The following is a 15417-nucleotide window of genomic DNA, read 5'->3' as shown; positions in this document are numbered from 1 at the left end:
ATCTCTTGGAGGGGACGAGATGAGAATGCTGACGACGGTGGGTTCGATGGCGCGCTTGGGGTTCTGGCTGTTCCTCGCGGGCCTGGGCGCCGGGATGCTGCTGGTGTCCGGCCTGTAGCGCCGACCCGACCGCGATCCGAATGACTTTCACCCATATCGGGGGCCTAACACGAACACGGGTCCTGGCTCGAGGCTGCCCGGACCCGGAAAAGGAGGTGACGAGATGGAAAGCCACTCAATCACGGCATGGGTACTCCTGCTGGTGTGAGGCAAGCCGTTGCGGGACAACGGGCGGGGGCGCGGGCCGGGGGCCTGCCGCTCCCGTCCACTCCAGGGGCGGACGACCGGGGGGTCGTCGCGGGGGACGAGGGGAAAGGCCGGGGGGAGGGTCAGCCGGTGGCCCGCGGGAATCGCGGGTCACCGGCCATACTCACCCGTTCGAGTGGCCCCGATGTGCCCACGGTGGGCATTCGTTCACCACGGGGGCGCTGGTAACGGGACATACGGCTCTGCGATGCTGGGAATCGGAGGGGAATAGCCGTGCGGTCGAGGGTGGTGGATGAACAGGTGGTTGGGGTGCAGATCGCCGACGTGGTCACCGAGTTGAAGGAGATCCGGCGCGGCCGCGGGGTGCGGTCCGACGATCTGCACAACCGGGTCGGCCGGGCGCTGCGCATGGCGTGCGGCATCACCGGCATCGATGACCCGGCGCTGGTGCGCCGCAAGCTGGTGCTCCAGCTGACCCACCTGAGCGCGCGGCTGCCGTCCGACCTCGACCTGGCCGCATCGGTGGCGCTCGGCCTGCACAAGGAGGCCGACGGCGGGTTCCTCGACCAGCGCATCGACTGGCTGGCGACCCGCTTCGACCGGGACCCGCGCACCGCCCGCAGGCGGGTGGACAGCGCGTTCCAACTGCTCGCCGAGCTGCTCTACGACGTGGGCATGCGCGACCGCAAGTCGGGTTCGTACTCCCCCGACGGCTGGTACGTGGAGTCGCTGCGCGCGGCGCTGCGGCTGGACCTGGACGTGCCGACGCTGACCGAGCAGCGGCAGATCGTGGCCGCGGTCGACGAGCTCGACGAGCTGGTGCTGTCGCTGAGCGCGCCGCGCGACCAGGCGATGCCGGAGGAGGGCCCGGAGATCCGCGCCGAGATCGCCTACGGCGGCGAGATCGTGGAGGAGCAGCGGGTGTCGTCGGGCCACACCAGGTTCGTCGTGCGGCTGCCCAGCCCGCTGAGCCTGGGCCAGCGGCACGACTACAGCATCAAGTTCACCTCGTACCCGAGGTCCTGGATGCGCCCGTACTACGTGTTCACGCCGCTGCGCCGGTGCGAGGGGTTCTCGGTGCGGGTGCGGTTCGACCCGGCCAACCCGCCGTCGCGGGTGTGGCGGATCAACGGCCTGCCCAGCAAGGCGTTCGAGGACTTCGCGCCCGGTGAGGACCGGCTGCACATCGACCGGGTCGGCGACATCGCCCTGGAGTTCCACGACCTGCAGCAGGGCCTGAGCTACGGCCTGCAGTGGGAACCGCCCATCCGCTAGGCCCAGCCACCAGGCCCATCCGCTGGTCCGGTCCACTGGTCCGGTCCACTGTGGTCGGGCGCACAGCGCGAAGCACAGGCTCCGCATAGGTCGGGCACAAGCCCGGCAAAGCGCCGGTGCCGATCGTTGTGGGCATGACGGCGATCGCGGATGAGCCCCGGGCGGGCGGACGGCTGGACGACCGGCGCGGCACAGTCGTGCTCGACGTGGTCGTCCCGGTGTACAACGAGGAAGACGACCTCGAGAGGTGCGTTCGGACACTCCGGGCGTACCTGGCGGTCTCGGTGCCCTACCGGTTCCGGATCACCATCGCGGACAACGCGAGCACCGACGCCACCCCCGGGGTGGCGCGGGCGCTGGCCGCCGAGTTCGCCGAGGTGGAGGTCTTCCGGCTGGAGGAGAAGGGGCGCGGTCGCGCGCTGAAGGCGGTCTGGTCGGCTTCCGACGCCACCGTTCTCGCCTACCTGGACGTCGACCTCTCCACCGACCTGGCCGCGCTCGGCGTGCTGGTCGCGCCCCCGCTCTCCGGTCACTCCGATGTGGCCATCGGGTCACGGCTGGCCCGTGGTGCGCGTGTGGTGCGCGGGGTGAAACGAGAGGTCATTTCCCGCTGCTACAACAGGATTCTCCGCACGGTCCTGCGGGCGAGGTTCTCCGACGCGCAGTGCGGCTTCAAAGCCGTCCACCGCGACACCGCGCGGGCCTTGCTGCCGCTGGTCGAGGACACCGGCTGGTTCTTCGACACCGAGCTGCTGATCCTGGCCCAGCGCAACGGGATGCGGATCTACGAGGTCCCCGTGGACTGGATCGACGACCTAGATTCCACTGTGGACATCGTGGCCACCGCCATCGCGGACCTCAGGGGTGTGGCCCGGATGTGGCGCACCCGGTCCCGCGCGACCGCCGCCGCCCGCGCACTCACCCCCGCCTGAGCCTGGAGAGATGACCATGACCGCCCTGCTCGACGCCCCGGCCCCGGCGGCGGACCAGCCGCCCGCCACCCGACGACGGTTCCTGCGGGGACCGCTGGACCAGCCCGCGTTCGTGCGACCCGCGTTCCTCGGCCTGCTCGTGGCCACCGCGGTGCTCTACTTCTGGGACCTCACCGCTTCCGGCTACGGCAACGGTTTCTACGCCGCCGCCGTGCAGGCGGGCACGCAGAGCTGGAAGGCGTGGCTGTTCGGCTCGCTGGACGCGGGCAACGTGATCACCGTCGACAAGCCGCCCGCCGCTTTGTGGGTGACGACCGCGTTCGCGCGGCTCTTCGGTTTCTCCAGCTTCACCGTGCTCGCGCCGCAGGCGTTGATGGGTGTGGGCGCGGTCGCCTTGCTGTACGCGACTGTCAAGCGCACCAACGGTCCCGTGGCCGCGCTCGGCGCGGCGGCGGCGCTGGCCGTGACTCCCGTCGCGGTGCTGATGTTCCGCTTCAACAACCCGGACGCGCTGCTGGTGCTGCTGCTCGTGGCCGCCGCGTACTGCGTGGTGCGGGCGCTGGAGAAGCCGAAGTGGCTGCTGCTGGCCGGTGCGGTGATCGGGTTCGCGTTCCTGACCAAGATGATGCAGGCGTTCCTGGTGCTGCCCGCGTTCGCGCTGGTGTTCGTGGTCGCGGGCCCGGGCGGGCTCGGTCGGCGGCTGCTGCACCTGCTCGGCGCGCTCGGCGCGCTGGTCGCCGCGGCGGGCTGGTACGTGGTCCTGGTCGACCTGTGGCCCGCCGACAGCCGCCCGTACATCGGCGGTTCGACGGACAACAGCCTGCTGGAGCTGGCCCTGGGCTACAACGGCCTCGGCCGCGTCCTCGGTGGCGAGGGCAACGGCGGCGGTGGCGGCGGTTCGACGGGGTTCGGCGGGGAGACCGGCATCGGCCGCATGTTCGGCGCGTCGTTCGGCGGCGAGATCTCCTGGTTGCTGCCCGCCGCACTGATCGCCCTGGTCGGCGGCCTGTGGTTCACCCGACGGGCACCGCGCACCGACCGTACCCGCGCCGCGCTGCTGCTGTGGGGCGGCTGGCTCGTGGTGACGGCGCTGGTCTTCAGCTACATGGGCGGCACCACCCACCCGTACTACGCGGTCGCCCTGGCGCCGTCGATCGCGGCGCTGGTCGCGATCGGGGTGCGGGAGCTGTGGCGGGGCCGGGCGGCCTTCGCGCCGCGGGCGGTGCTGGCCGGGATGGTCGCGGTCACCGCCGCGTGGGACTACGTCCTGCTGGCCCGGGACGCGGACTTCCTGCCGTGGCTGAGGTTCCTGGTCGTGGCCGTGGGTCTGGTGGTGGCCACGGTGCTGGTGATTGGTGTGCCGCGGGCCCGGAAGGTCGTCGCGGTGGTGCTCACCGCCGCGGTGCTGGCGCTGGGTCTGGGCAGCGCGGCCTGGGCGGTCACCACGGCCGGTGCGGCGCACACGGGTTCCATCCCGACCTCGGGGCCGACGTCGAGTGCCGTGGGCGGCGGCACGGGTCCCGGCGGTGGCACCCGGTCCGGTTCGGACAGCACGACCCGCATGGGGTCCGGCGGGCCCGGTGGCTCGGCGTCGTCGGAGCTGACCGCGCTGCTGGCGGCGAGCGACGCGAAGTGGGCGGCGGCGGTGTCCGGGTCGCAGACGGCGGCGAGCCTGGAGCTGGCGACCGGGAAGTCCGTCATCGCCATCGGCGGCTGGAGCGGCACCGACGACGCGCCGACGCTGGCGCAGTTCAAGGCGGCCGTCGCGGCGGGCGAGATCGACTACTACCTCTCGGGCGGCCAGGGTGGCGGCGGCCGGGGCGGCTCGGGCTCGGCGTCCGAGATCGCGCAGTGGGTGCAGGCGAACTACACGGCCACCACCGTCGGCGGCTCGACGGTCTACGACCTCACCTGATGAACCCCGCGGCCCGTGGACGCGTGTCCCACGGGCCGTGGGACGACAAGGCCTCGCCCGGCGGCTTCCCCACCCGCCGGGCGAGGCTGTTCGCGCAGGTCAGGAGTGGGCCTGGTTGATCCGGATGAAGTTGCCGGACGGGTCACGGAAGGCGCAGTCGCGGGTGCCGTAGTGCTGGTCCATCGGCTCCTGGACGACCTCGGCGCCGCTGGCCGCGACGCGCTCGAAGGTGCCGTCGACGTCGTCGGTGGCGAAGGCGACGCCGCGCAGCAGGCCCTTGGCCATCAGCTCGGCGAGGACCTTGCGGTCGGCCGGGGAGGTGTTGGGGTCGGCGGCCGGGGGTTCGAGGACGATCTCGACCCCGGGCTGGTCGTCGCTGCTCAGCGACACCCAGCGCATGCCCTCGTAGGCGATGTCCTTGGTGACCTTGAGGCCGAGGGCGTCGCGGTAGAACTTGAGGGCCGCCTCGTGGTCGTCGACGGCGATGAACGTGTGCGAGAGCGTGAGCGTCATGCGGGGAACGCTACGTGCCCGCCGCGCGGCGGGCTTCTCCGTTCCTGACCGGTCGGGTGAACCGCTTGGTGTAGCAGGCGGGGATGTCGGCGATGTCCACGTGCGACCGCGCGCGGTAGGCGCTCGGTGACTCGCCGACGAGTTCGGTGAACCGGGAGCTGAACGAGCCGAGCGAGGAACAGCCGACGGCGAAGCACACCTCGGTGACGCTGAGGTCGCCGCGGCGCAGCAGGGCCTTGGCGCGCTCGACGCGGCGGGTCATCAGGTAGCTGTGCGGGGTCTCGCCGAACGCGGACCGGAAGGCGCGGGCGAAGTGGCCGGTGGACATCAGCGCGCCCCGGGCCAGGGTCGGCACGTCGAGGGGCTGGGCGTAGTCGCGGTCCATCCGGTCGCGGGCCCGGCGCAACCGGACCAAGTCGTCCGTGGGCACGCGGTCAGCATCGCACACGCCACCCCCACCCGGCCCAGCCATCTGGGTGAAATGGCCCACGCGGCCGCGCGCCAACACGAAAAAACGGTCATCGCAAATATTCCCAATCCCTAGGAGGACTCCTTTGGCTGTATGGCGCCGACGGTTCCACCGCTAAGTTCGGCGGCGCCCACGAGGGAAGGGAAAACATGCGAAAAACAGTTCGCGCCAGCTCCGGTCTGACACTCGCCTGCGTGGCGTCCGTGCTGCTCACAAGCGTGGCATCGGCCGCTCCGACGCCGGGTGCGCCCAGTGCGGGCGACCCCTACTACCCCGGTGCCGGAAATGGCGGATATGACGTTTCGCACTACGACATCAGACTCACGTACCAGCCCGCGACCGACCTGCTCTCGGGCACCACGACCATCTCCGCGGTGACCACGCAGGAATTGTCCCGTTTCAACCTTGATTTCGGTCTCAAGGTCAATTCGGTGCTGGTGGACAACGCCCCCGCGACCTTCGCGGCCAACACCGACGGCCACGGCGAGCTCGTCGTCACCCCGGCGCGGCCGTTGCCGAAGGGCAAGCAGGTGACCGTCGCGGTCGCCTACGCGGACAAGCCGTCCACCGTGAAGATCGACGGCCAGACCGGCTGGGTCAAGACGCCCGACGGCGCGCTGGCGGTCAACGAGCCGCAGGTCTCGGCCTGGTGGTACCCGGGCAACGACCACCCGACCGACAAGGCCACCTTCGACGTCTCGGTCGAGGTCCCCGACGACGTGTCGGCGCTGTCCAACGGCGCCCTCGTGCGCACGACGAAGAACCGCGCGGGCTGGACCCGCTGGTCCTGGCGCAGCACCCAGCCGCAGGCCACGTACCTGACGTCGCTGGAGGTCGGCAAGTTCGAGGTCCTGCGCCAGACGACCCCGGACGGCCAGCCGTTCATCACCGCCTACGACGTCGACCTCGGCGAGTCCCTCGGCGCGGCCAAGGCCAGCATCGAGCGCACCCCGGAGGTCAACGCCTTCCTGGCCACCCAGTTCGGCCCGTACCCGTTCGAGGCCCAGGGCGGGGTGGTCACCGACGGTCAGACCTTCTCGCTGGAGAACCAGACGCGCCCGGTGTACGGCGCGCGCAACTTCATCTACGGCGCCAACACGTCCCTGATCGCGCACGAGAACGCGCACCAGTGGTTCGGCGACAGCGTCGCGGTCGGCCGGTGGAGCGACATCTGGCTGAACGAGGGCTTCGCGACCTACGCCCAGTACCTGTGGTCCGAGCACGTCGGCGAGGGCACGGCCGACGAGCTGGCGCAGTACACCTACGACCGCATCCCCGCGTCCGACCCGTTCTGGCAGGTCCTCCCCGGCGACCCCGGCGCCGACCGCCAGTTCGACAACGCGGTGTACGACCGCGGCGCCCTCACCCTCCACACCCTCCGCAAGACGGTGGGGGACCAGGCGTTCTTCCAGATCCTGCAGCGGTGGACGGCGGCGAAGAAGGGCAGCACGGGCCGGATCACGGAGTTCATCGCGCTGGCCGAGCAGGTGTCGGGCAAGCCGCTGCACGCGCTGTTCCAGACGTGGCTGTACACGGCGGGCAAGCCCGCCGTCGGCCCGAACGGCGCGACGCTGGCGGCGAAGACGCTCGTGGAGCCCAAGTCGTTCAAGCAGATCCAGCAGGCGCACCACGAGGGGCACTGACGCACCGGAGCCGGGCGGGCACTGCCCGCCCGGCTCCACTTCTGTCCAACCCCTGCTCGACCTGGTCGAACAGCGCGGCCCGCCGTTCCGCCTCGGTCGCTACTCGCTCGCGGGGAGGGGTTCGAGGACGGTTTTGCGGTGGTGGCGGAAGATGACCGAGCTGCGGAAGGCCACCACCTCCTTGCGGATGGCCAGTCGGTCGACGAGGAACGAGTGCAGGCGGTCGATGTCGGGGACCGCGACGTGGATGAGGAAGTCGTCGCTGCCCGCCGTGACGTAGACGGACAGCACCTCGGGCAGGTCCAGCAGGGACCGCTGGAAGGTGTCGATGACCGCGCGGCTCAGGGGGCGGACTTGGGCGGAGACCAAGGCCTCGACGGATCGGTTGAGGGCGGTGGGGTCGATGTCGGCGTGGTAGCCGCGGATGACGCCGCGTTGGCGGAGGAGGCGGATTCGTTCCAGGCAAGTTGATGGGGCGATGCCTACCTTGCCGGCGATGTCGCGGTTGGATTGCCGGGCATCCGCTTGCAACAGGGCCACGATGGCCGAATCAAGTTCATCCACGATCCCGGTCCTCCGCTGCGCGCCGAATGTTGTTCGGCACCGAGGCTATCGAGCTGTCCATCTGACTACCTTCGTGGCCATGACCAGCACTTCGTTCGCGCACGAGCAGCTGATCGTCCGCCGCGGGCGGCGCTCCGGCGTCACCACCGCGGTGGCCATCCACTCGACCACCCTCGGACCGGCCATCGGCGGCTGCAGGCTCAAGCCGTACCCCAGCCTGGACTCCGCCATCGAGGACGTACTCCGCCTGTCGTCCGCCATGACCTTGAAATGCGCCGCCGCCGAAGTGGCTTTCGGGGGCGGCAAGAGCGTCATCGCCGCCCCCGAAACCCTGACGCCGCAACGCAGGTACGAGGCCATGCTGGACCACGCCGACCTGGTCGCCGAACTGGGCGGCACCTACCTCGCGGGCCCCGATATCGGCACCGGTACCCAGGACATGGACCTGCTGTCCCCTAACGCCTTCTGTGCCACAACGGGCGCCGGCTCGTCCAGCTTCCCCACCGCACTGGGGGTTCTGGCCGCGCTGCGAGCCGCCCGGCCGGACCTGGCGGGACTCAGCGCCGTCATCATCGGGTTCGGCTCGGTGGGCACCTACCTGGCCGAGCACCTCGCGGCGGCGGGCGTTCAGGTCACCGTGTCCGATGTGGACCCCCACGGCCGGGAGCGGGCCTCGGGGTTCACCTGGATCGACCCGGACCGCGCCCTGTCCGCCGACTGCGACATCCTCATCCCCGCCGCCACCGGCGGGGTGCTCACCCCGGACACCGTCCCCGCCCTCCGCGCCCCGCTGGTCGTCGGCCCGGCCAACAACCAGCTGAGCGACGACGGGGTGGCCGACCGGCTGGCCGCCGCGGGCGTCACGTGGATCCCCGACTTCATCGCGAGCGCGGGCGGCATCATCCACACCCTGGCCCGGGAGGTGGACGGCGTGCCGCACGAGGAGGCCCTGAACAGGGTGAACGCCATCGAGTGCCGCACCGCGACGATCCTCGCCGCCGCCCGGCACTCGGGCGCCACACCGCTGGCGGAGGCCCTCGCGCTGGCGAACGCCCGGCTAGGATCGCCGTTCGAACCAGGGGGTGGCGGGTGGGGCGCGACGACAAGCGGGACAAGATGTCCCTGACGCAGATCGAGTCCGACGACTGGGGTCCGCCGCCCGCGAACCCTCGTAGGCCAGTTCGCCGACCGTTCACACGATGCTCACGCACCGGAGGGTGCCGTGTTCGGGGCGTGCTCGGAAAAGTCGGGGGTCGGCCCATCGGATCGACCCGAGGACGGACTCCCGTGACCGAATCACCCTGGCGGCGGGCCCGCGTTGTCGTGTGCGCGTCGCTCATGCTCGGCGCGTTCGCCGCGGTTCCCGCGCAGGCGGCGCCCGCCGACGACATCCGGATCAACGAGGTGGTGACCACCGGCACCGTCAACGACTCCATCGAGCTCTACAACAAGGGCACGAGCGCCGTCGACATCTCCGGGTGGGTCCTGAAGGACGACAACAACAGCTCCAACTACACGATCGCGGCGGGCACGACGCTGAACCCCGGTGCCGCGCGGGCCTTCGACGTGCACGGCAAGTTCGGGCTCGGGTCCGACGACGACGCGCGGCTCTACCTCGCCAACGGCACCACCCTGGTCGACAGCTTCGGCTGGACGTCCCACTCCGCGCCGTCCTGGTCGCGCTGCCCCAACGGCACCGGCTCGTTCACCGACGCCGCCATCACCCTCGGCGCCCCGAACGACTGCCTCGCCGCCACCTCCTGGCCCGGCGGGAGTTCGGTGAGCAACGCGGACGCCTCGAACGCGTTCGGCTCCGATGTGAGCGGGCTCTACCAGGAGAGCAGCGGCGTGCTGTGGGCCGCGCAGAACTCCGGCAAGTTGTGGCGGCTGGTGCCGAACGGCACCGGCGGGTGGAAGGCGGACACCGCGAACGGGTGGACGTCGGGCAAGACCCTGCGCTACACCGGCGGATCCGGCGCGCCGGACAGCGAGGGCGTCACGGTCCCCGGCACGGGTGGCGTGTTCATCTCCAGCGAGCGCAACGGTGACGCGTCCGGTACGAGCAGGTTGTCCGTGCTCCGCTACGACGTGAGCGGGTCCGGCACGAGCCTGACGGCGACCCAGGAGTGGAACCTGACCGCAGGCCTGCCGTCGGTCGGCTCGAACCTCGGTTTCGAGGCCATCACCTGGATCCCGGACGCGACCCTCACCGCGACGGGCTTCTCCAACGAGGCCACCGGTGCGGCCTACAACCCGAGCCTCTACGGCGCGCACACCGGCGGCGTCTTCTTCGTCGCGTTGGAGGGCAACGCCACGGTCTACGGCTACGTGCTCCAGGACTCCGGCACCGCCACCAAGGTCGCGACCATCGCGAGCGGCATGGACGGCGTCATGGAACTCCAGTGGGAGCCCCAGGCGTCCCGTCTGTGGGTCGTCTGCGACAACACCTGCGACGGCGAGCACCGGACGTTCACGATCAACGCGTCGGGGGTGTTCGCGACCGCCGCGGTCTACAACCGCCCGAGCGGCATGCCGAACTACAACAACGAGGGCTTCACCCTCGCGGGCGCGGGCGAGTGCGCTTCCGGCAGCAAGCCCGTGTACTGGGCCGACGACAGCAACGACAGCGGCCACGCGCTGCGCAGGGGAACGGTCAACTGCTGAGGCTCGTGGCCCCGGTTTCGGCCGGGGCCACGGCTTGCTAGAAGGACCATTCCACGCCGCCTTCGGCGAGGTTCGACCGGAACACGATGAAACCGTTGGTGTGCTTGGTGTCGAGGACGATCAGCCCCCGGTACTCGGTGCCTCTCGCGTAGCGGTCGCGGGTCAGGTACTGCTCGGGGCGAAGGCACGGGCCAACCTCCACCACCTCGGTCTCGGTGCTGCCGTCTGGGGCGGTGACTTCGAAGTCGCCGGAGGTGATGGGGACCTCCCACTCCTCCGGGCTGAAATCGTCGGTGGTGCGGAGGGTTATCGCCAGCGCCACGCGGTGGCCGTGCGCGGGGTCGTCGGCGCACGGGGGATCGATAGTGATCTTGTCGATGGCGAAGAAGAACAACACCTTGCCATCCGGCGCCTCCATCCCCGCGCGTTGACCGACCTGTTTGACCAGGTTCCCCCGCGTGGAGGTGGAAGGCGGCGCGGACCACATGGTGGTGGGCGCGGGCAGCAGGTCGGGTGGCTGGGCCGAGCAGCCGACGGTCAACGCCGCCAGGCAAATCACCAGGCTTCTCCAACGCACGGCGGCTCCTCGGGTCGGTGTACCCGTTCTGCCTACCAGGCCCGGCGCCCCAGCAGTTCCTCGGTTACCGCCAGGAGGCGGCGGGCGTTGGCGGGGTCGAGGGATTTCAGGGACAGGTCGACAGCCTTGCCCCGATCGACGGCGGTCAACGGGTGCGCGGGCGGCGAGTCGAGGAAACCGTGGACGGGGTGGATCGCTTTGGCCACCGGTTGGGCGGCCACCCCGGCGATGGCCGCGAGGAGGAGCCGCATCGGGGGGCTGAGCGGGGAACGGTCGCCGCTGCGGGTGAAGCCGGGGTGGTGGAGGACGTACCGCGCTTTGCCGAGTGAGCGGTCGGCGTAGGCGACGCCCAGCAGGTCGGTGGCCCGACCGGCCTGGAGTTGGGCGGTCGTGACGCGGTAGCCGCGGGTCAACTGGAGGTCGTCCCAGTGGATCGACCCGGCGGTGGTCCCGACGCCGGCGACGCTGACGATGACCGGATGGGGGCTCTTGTCGAGCAGGGCCCCAGCTCCACGGACAGCAGGTATCGGCTCAGGTAGTAGAGCGCGAACGTGTGCTCCAGCCCCTCGGCCGTCTCCCGCCGCCGAGGGCTCAACCGGTTGGCGAACAACAGGAGCGCGTCCACCGCGTCGACCTCCCGACCGATCTCGGCGATCACGCGTCGCGTGTCGGCGACCGAACTCAGGTCCGCCTGGTGGAACCGCGCACCCGCCTCGACCAGCACCCGGCCCTTCGCCGGATCGCTGCCGATGACGATCACGGTGTCAGGTACGCACATCGGTGTGCCCGCCCAGCTCCCGTCACCCGTCCCGGCGGCCGAGTACGAGACCTGTCCGGTCACGGAGGTCCTGCGCCGCGTGGGTGACAAGTGGACACTCGTCGTGCTGGTGCTGTTGGGGCGCCGCCCGTACCGGTTCAACGAGCTGCACCGGGCGATCGAAGGCATCAGCCAGCGCATGCTGACCAGGACCCTGCGGACGCTGGAACAGGACGGGTTGGTGGATCGGGAGGTGCACCCGACCGTCCCGCCGGGTGTGGAGTACCGGCTGAGCCCGCTCGGAACCAGCCTGCTCGGCCCCTTGTCCGCGCTGGCGGACTGGGCCACCACCCACCACGACGAGATCGCGGCGGCGCGTGCGCGGGGTGGTCAGTAGTCGTCGTGTAGGCGCCACCAGGTGTAGGGGGCGGTTTGGGGGTGGCCGTCCGGGGAGTCTTCCCAGGTTTCTTGGCGGCCCAGTGGGGTCAGGTCCAGGAAGGTCCAGGTGCTGCCCAGGCGTTCGACGCCGCGGGAGGTTGTGAAGTAGGTGCGGTAGATGTCGTTGCCGTTGCGGAGGAAGACGTTGAGGGCGAAGCCGGTGCCCGCGTCGAAGTCGTCGTGGAAGGTGTTCCCCTGGGCGGAGTACCAGGGGATTTGCCAGCCCATGCGGTCGCGGAAGGCGTGCAGGTCGGCCAACGGGCCTGGAGAGGACCAGGCCATGGTGGTGTCGCGGGCGTTGAGGTGGGCGAGTTCGCCGACGTTGTCGGTGAACAGCGCGCAGCCGGAACACGGCTCCGCGCCCTCGTGCCACATGAAGCAGTAGACGATGAGCTGGCTGCGGCCCTCGAACATGTCCAGCAGCGTCACCGGACCGTCCGCGCCCTCGAAGACGTAGTCTTTCTCGACCGCCATGGCGGGCATCCGGCGCCGCCGGGCCGCCAGCGCGTCCAGTTCGCGGGTGATCCGCTTCTCCTCGGCGAGGATCAGGCCCTGCTCGCGCCGCCACTGCGACGGCGGCACGACACTCGGGGTGACCACGGCCGACCTCCTTGGTTTCGTCAGGGAACTCTAACCCAAGAGAGTCCCCTGAGGGAACCCTCTTGGGTTAGACTCGCCCCATGCAGCGAACCCGGTTCTCGGAGATGGCGTGCTCGATCGCGCGCACCCTGGACGTCATCGGCGAGCCGTGGTCGCCGTTGATCCTGCGGGACGTCTACGTCGGGATCAACCGGTTCGACCAGCTCCAGCAGGACCTGGGGATCTCCCGCAAGGTCCTGTCCGAGCGGCTGAAGTGGCTGGTCGACAGCGAGATCCTGACCCGCGTCGAGTACTCCAGCAAGCCGCCGCGCTATGAGTACGGGCTCACTGCGCGTGGGGTGGAGTTGTGCGACCTGCTGCTGGTCATGGTCCGGTGGGGCGACCGGTGGTTGGCGGGGGCGGAGGGGCCGCCGGTGCTCTACCGGCACCACGCGTGCGGGCAGATCAGCCACGTCGAGCCGCGTTGCGCGGTCTGCGCCGAACCGATGCGCGCCACCGACATCGACGTCCTCCCCGGGCCCGGCATGGCGGGTCACCAGGAGATGGGGCCCGCCGCGTCGAAGTAGCCGCCGGTGGGACCGTCGGGGGTCAGGCGGGCCAGGCGCACGATGATCTCGGCGCCCTGTTCGACGGTTTGCGTCCCGGTGCCGCCGTTGAGGTCGGTGGCGGTGTAGCCGGGTTCCACGGCGTTGACGCGGATCTCGGGGAACGCCTTGGCGTACTGGATGGTGAGCATGTTCAGCGCGGCCTTGGACGTCGGATAGGCGACCCCGGGATACCGGTGCGCGGGAGTGCCCGGCGTGGCGACCCGGGCGAGGGACGCGAGACCGCTGCTGACGTTGACCACGACCGGGGCCGGTGAGCGACGCAGCAACGGCAGGAAAGCGCGCAGGACGCGCACGGGTCCGTAGACGTTGGTCTCGAACGTGCGGCGCAGGAGTTCGACGGTCAGCTCCGCCGCCCCGACCACGACCTCACCACCGCGGTGCTCCGGCGCGATGCCCGCGTTGTTGACCAAGACGTCCAAGCCGCCGTCCGCCTCGATGATCCCGGCGGCGGCCGCCACCGATTCATCGTCGGTGACGTCGAGCTGGACCGCCCGCACCCCGAGCCGTTCGGCCGCCTGCCTGCCGCGCTCGGCGTCCCGGCTGCCGAGGTACACGGTGTGCCCCGCCGCGCTGAGCCTGCGGGCCGTCTCGTAGCCGAGCCCCTTGTTGGCGCCGGTGATGAGTGTTGTCGTCATGGCCGCGCACACTAGGAGTTGGTGCGCGCACCAGGTCAAGGGACGAGTGACGCCATCGCCGCGAGGGGCAGCGACGAGTTGCCTGCTGCCGCCATGGCGGTTGCCGGGTCGGCGGCGAGGAGGGCGGTGATGGTCGGGGCGGGCAAGGCGGGGTGGGCGGCGGCGAGTGGTTTGGCCTTGGGATCCGCCAGGCACGGGAGGAGGGCGGTGGCCGTCGCGTTCGGGTGTCGCGCGATGGCGTGGAGGGCCTTGCGGATCGGAGGTCGGTGGAGGGCCAGTTCCTCGAGGAGGGCCGCCGGGGCGTCCGGGTTGGCGGCCACGGCGGCGTGGACACGGATCCCATGGCGGTCGACCACCGCCCGCAGGCTCGCCTCGGACAGGCCCGGGTGGGCCGCGATCGACGCGGCCACCTTGGCATCCGGATCCGCGGCGAGGACGTCCCGCACCGCCGGGGGGAGGTCGCGGCGCTGGGCCAGGAGCATCCGCAGCTCCGGGTTCGGGGAGGCCGCCAACTCCCCCACCTCGGCGGCGGTGGCGGCGGCGACGCGCGGCAGCAGCACCGGCCCGATCCGCGCCGCGTCGGTGAGCACCGCCAGCACGTCCAGCGGAACCCGGGGGTTGTGGGCCAGGCCGCGCCGCACGTCGTGGCCGTCGTCGAGGACGAGGGCGCGGATCAGGTCCTCGTCGATCGCGGGGTTCTCGGCCAGGGCCCGCCGCACCCCGGGGATCGGGTCCGCCGCCAGCCGCCGGTAGGTTGACGGCGGCAGGTCCGGGCGGGACGCGAGTTGTTCGCGCACCGGCAGCCACGGGTCGTCGACGAAGCCGATCACAGCCTCGGCGGGCGTGGCCGGGTTTCCCACGACCCGCCACCGCGTCGTCACCACCGTCGACTCGTGGGAACCGTCGCAGGACGCCCCAGCAGGCAGGTCGCAGCCCACCCGCTGACACCCCGACTCGTGCCGGAACGGGATTTCCTCCCGCGCACAGACAAGACACTCCTTCGCGGACGGAAACCCTTCTCCGCCGAGCAATCCCGCGAGCACCGCAGGAGAAGCCGCCTCGTTCAAGGCCACCGCGGCGCGCACCTCGGCGTGTGGGTGCCGAGCAAGCCGATCCACCACCTCCGCCGACGTCGTCCACAGCGCCAGCTCCGCCACCACCCGCGGATCGGGGTCGGCGGCCAGCCGGTCCACGACCTCTCCGGGAAGCCCCGGGCACTCCGCCAGCCGAACCCGGTGCTCGACGACCGGGTCCGCCGCGAACCCGGGCGCCCACTCCGCCCCGGTTCCCGCGGCCAACAACGCCAACGCGGCCAACGGCCGCGCCCGGGGATCCACGACGTCTGCCGCGAGCAACCCCGCCCGCACCAGCACGACCGCTGTCTCCGGGCACCGCTCGACCAGCCGCACGGCCCGCGCCACACCCAAATCCCCGCGCCGAGCCAAGTCGTCGGCACCCGGGCCGTCCGCGACCTCGATCAACCGGTCCAGCAGCCTCGACGGCAACGCGGGATTGCGAGCGAGCCCCCACAGCACGACATCCACACCAGACGATATCGCG

16 protein-coding genes and 1 pseudogene are annotated in these 15417 nt (G+C 71.0%); 8 read left to right on the top strand and 9 right to left on the bottom strand.

Going from position 1 to position 15417, the window contains the following annotated elements; all coding sequences use genetic code 11:
- The first annotated feature begins 576 nt into the window (after positions 1-576).
- The 3 genes and pseudogenes from V5P93_RS06145 to V5P93_RS06135 all read left to right on the top strand — a co-directional run bounded on the left by V5P93_RS06145 (position 577) and on the right by V5P93_RS06135 (position 4389).
- The gene (locus tag V5P93_RS06145; RefSeq protein WP_245931180.1) at positions 577-1542 is read left to right on the top strand and encodes a hypothetical protein; all 966 of its coding nucleotides are present in this window, start codon (positions 577-579) and stop codon (positions 1540-1542) included.
- A 134-nt stretch (positions 1543-1676) separates the two neighbouring features.
- A pseudogene (locus V5P93_RS06140) lies at positions 1677-2426 on the top strand (dolichyl-phosphate beta-glucosyltransferase); the annotation flags it as partial.
- 64 nt (positions 2427-2490) lie between these two features.
- Positions 2491-4389: a glycosyltransferase family 39 protein gene (locus tag V5P93_RS06135; RefSeq protein ID WP_104478736.1), complete on the top strand. Its 1899-nt coding sequence runs from the start codon at positions 2491-2493 to the stop codon at positions 4387-4389.
- A 99-nt stretch (positions 4390-4488) separates the two neighbouring features.
- Here V5P93_RS06135 and V5P93_RS06130 read toward each other — a convergent pair whose 3' ends face one another.
- Entirely contained in the window at positions 4489-4902 is a 414-nt protein-coding gene (locus tag V5P93_RS06130) for a VOC family protein (protein ID WP_104478414.1), read from the bottom strand.
- Between the two features lie 10 nt (positions 4903-4912).
- Positions 4913-5332 carry a helix-turn-helix transcriptional regulator gene (locus V5P93_RS06125; RefSeq protein WP_104478413.1) on the bottom strand — a complete coding sequence of 140 codons (420 nt, stop codon included), beginning with the start codon at positions 5330-5332 and terminating at the stop codon, positions 4913-4915.
- A 188-nt stretch (positions 5333-5520) separates the two neighbouring features.
- Here V5P93_RS06125 and V5P93_RS06120 point away from each other — a divergent pair, with 188 nt between their 5' ends.
- The gene (locus tag V5P93_RS06120; RefSeq protein WP_104478412.1) at positions 5521-7014 is read left to right on the top strand and encodes a M1 family metallopeptidase; all 1494 of its coding nucleotides are present in this window, start codon (positions 5521-5523) and stop codon (positions 7012-7014) included.
- Positions 7015-7113: 99 nt separating this feature from the next.
- On the opposite strand, the gene V5P93_RS06115 is transcribed toward V5P93_RS06120, so the two are convergent.
- Complete coding sequence (locus V5P93_RS06115) at positions 7114-7578, bottom strand: Lrp/AsnC family transcriptional regulator (protein ID WP_104478411.1); 465 nt, start codon at positions 7576-7578, stop codon at positions 7114-7116.
- A gap of 79 nt (positions 7579-7657) precedes the next feature.
- On the opposite strand from V5P93_RS06115, the gene V5P93_RS06110 reads away from it, so the two are divergent.
- Entirely contained in the window at positions 7658-8704 is a 1047-nt protein-coding gene (locus V5P93_RS06110; RefSeq protein ID WP_245931179.1) for a Glu/Leu/Phe/Val dehydrogenase dimerization domain-containing protein, read from the top strand.
- 161 nt (positions 8705-8865) lie between these two features.
- Positions 8866-10242 (top strand): lamin tail domain-containing protein, encoded by a 1377-nt coding sequence (locus V5P93_RS06105; protein WP_245931178.1) that lies wholly within the window; start codon positions 8866-8868, stop codon positions 10240-10242.
- A gap of 37 nt (positions 10243-10279) precedes the next feature.
- On the opposite strand, the gene V5P93_RS06100 is transcribed toward V5P93_RS06105, so the two are convergent.
- From V5P93_RS06100 to V5P93_RS06090, 3 genes are read right to left on the bottom strand one after another with little or no spacing between them, the layout of a single operon-like run.
- The gene (locus V5P93_RS06100) at positions 10280-10819 is read right to left on the bottom strand and encodes a hypothetical protein (RefSeq protein ID WP_146107973.1); all 540 of its coding nucleotides are present in this window, start codon (positions 10817-10819) and stop codon (positions 10280-10282) included.
- Positions 10820-10851: 32 nt separating this feature from the next.
- Complete coding sequence (locus V5P93_RS06095; protein WP_219823936.1) at positions 10852-11232, bottom strand: hypothetical protein; 381 nt, start codon at positions 11230-11232, stop codon at positions 10852-10854.
- Positions 11229-11660 carry a hypothetical protein gene (locus V5P93_RS06090; protein WP_374065467.1) on the bottom strand — a complete coding sequence of 144 codons (432 nt, stop codon included), beginning with the start codon at positions 11658-11660 and terminating at the stop codon, positions 11229-11231. Before V5P93_RS06090 ends, V5P93_RS06095 begins: the two co-directional genes overlap by 4 nt.
- A 16-nt stretch (positions 11661-11676) precedes the next feature.
- Between V5P93_RS06090 and V5P93_RS06085 the strand changes: the two genes are divergently transcribed.
- Positions 11677-11973, top strand: coding sequence for a winged helix-turn-helix transcriptional regulator (locus tag V5P93_RS06085; protein WP_374065465.1), 297 nt, complete (start codon positions 11677-11679; stop codon positions 11971-11973).
- On the opposite strand, the gene V5P93_RS06080 is transcribed toward V5P93_RS06085, so the two are convergent.
- The gene (locus tag V5P93_RS06080; RefSeq protein ID WP_104478408.1) at positions 11967-12614 is read right to left on the bottom strand and encodes a DUF899 domain-containing protein; all 648 of its coding nucleotides are present in this window, start codon (positions 12612-12614) and stop codon (positions 11967-11969) included. The two genes, V5P93_RS06085 and V5P93_RS06080, sit on opposite strands and share 7 nt — an antisense overlap.
- Before the next feature lie 80 nt (positions 12615-12694).
- On the opposite strand from V5P93_RS06080, the gene V5P93_RS06075 reads away from it, so the two are divergent.
- On the top strand, positions 12695-13180 hold the full coding sequence (locus V5P93_RS06075; protein WP_104478407.1) for a helix-turn-helix domain-containing protein: 486 nt from the start codon (positions 12695-12697) through the stop codon (positions 13178-13180).
- On the opposite strand, the gene V5P93_RS06070 is transcribed toward V5P93_RS06075, so the two are convergent.
- On the bottom strand, positions 13147-13857 hold the full coding sequence (locus tag V5P93_RS06070; RefSeq protein ID WP_104478406.1) for an SDR family oxidoreductase: 711 nt from the start codon (positions 13855-13857) through the stop codon (positions 13147-13149). The two genes, V5P93_RS06075 and V5P93_RS06070, sit on opposite strands and share 34 nt — an antisense overlap.
- A gap of 35 nt (positions 13858-13892) precedes the next feature.
- The gene (locus V5P93_RS06065) at positions 13893-15401 is read right to left on the bottom strand and encodes a hypothetical protein (RefSeq protein ID WP_104478405.1); all 1509 of its coding nucleotides are present in this window, start codon (positions 15399-15401) and stop codon (positions 13893-13895) included.
- Between the last annotated feature and the right edge of the window lie 16 nt (positions 15402-15417).

It is taken from the genome of Actinokineospora auranticolor (genome assembly GCF_041897805.1).
Taxonomy (GTDB): Bacteria; Actinomycetota; Actinomycetes; order Mycobacteriales; family Pseudonocardiaceae; genus Actinokineospora; species Actinokineospora auranticolor.
This window is presented reverse-complemented; position numbering and strand designations above follow the sequence as displayed.

Bases quoted from the DNA above. Each gene is read 5' to 3' on its own strand.
- V5P93_RS06135 (WP_104478736.1), top strand. From the start codon at position 2,491: ATGACCGCCCTGCTCGACGCCCCGGCCCCGGCGGCGGACCAGCCGCCC.
- V5P93_RS06130 (WP_104478414.1), bottom strand. From the start codon at position 4,902: ATGACGCTCACGCTCTCGCACACGTTCATCGCCGTCGACGACCACGAG.
- V5P93_RS06120 (WP_104478412.1), top strand. From the start codon at position 5,521: ATGCGAAAAACAGTTCGCGCCAGCTCCGGTCTGACACTCGCCTGCGTG.
- V5P93_RS06110 (WP_245931179.1), top strand. From the start codon at position 7,658: ATGACCAGCACTTCGTTCGCGCACGAGCAGCTGATCGTCCGCCGCGGG.
- V5P93_RS06075 (WP_104478407.1), top strand. From the start codon at position 12,695: ATGCAGCGAACCCGGTTCTCGGAGATGGCGTGCTCGATCGCGCGCACC.
- V5P93_RS06070 (WP_104478406.1), bottom strand. From the start codon at position 13,857: ATGACGACAACACTCATCACCGGCGCCAACAAGGGGCTCGGCTACGAG.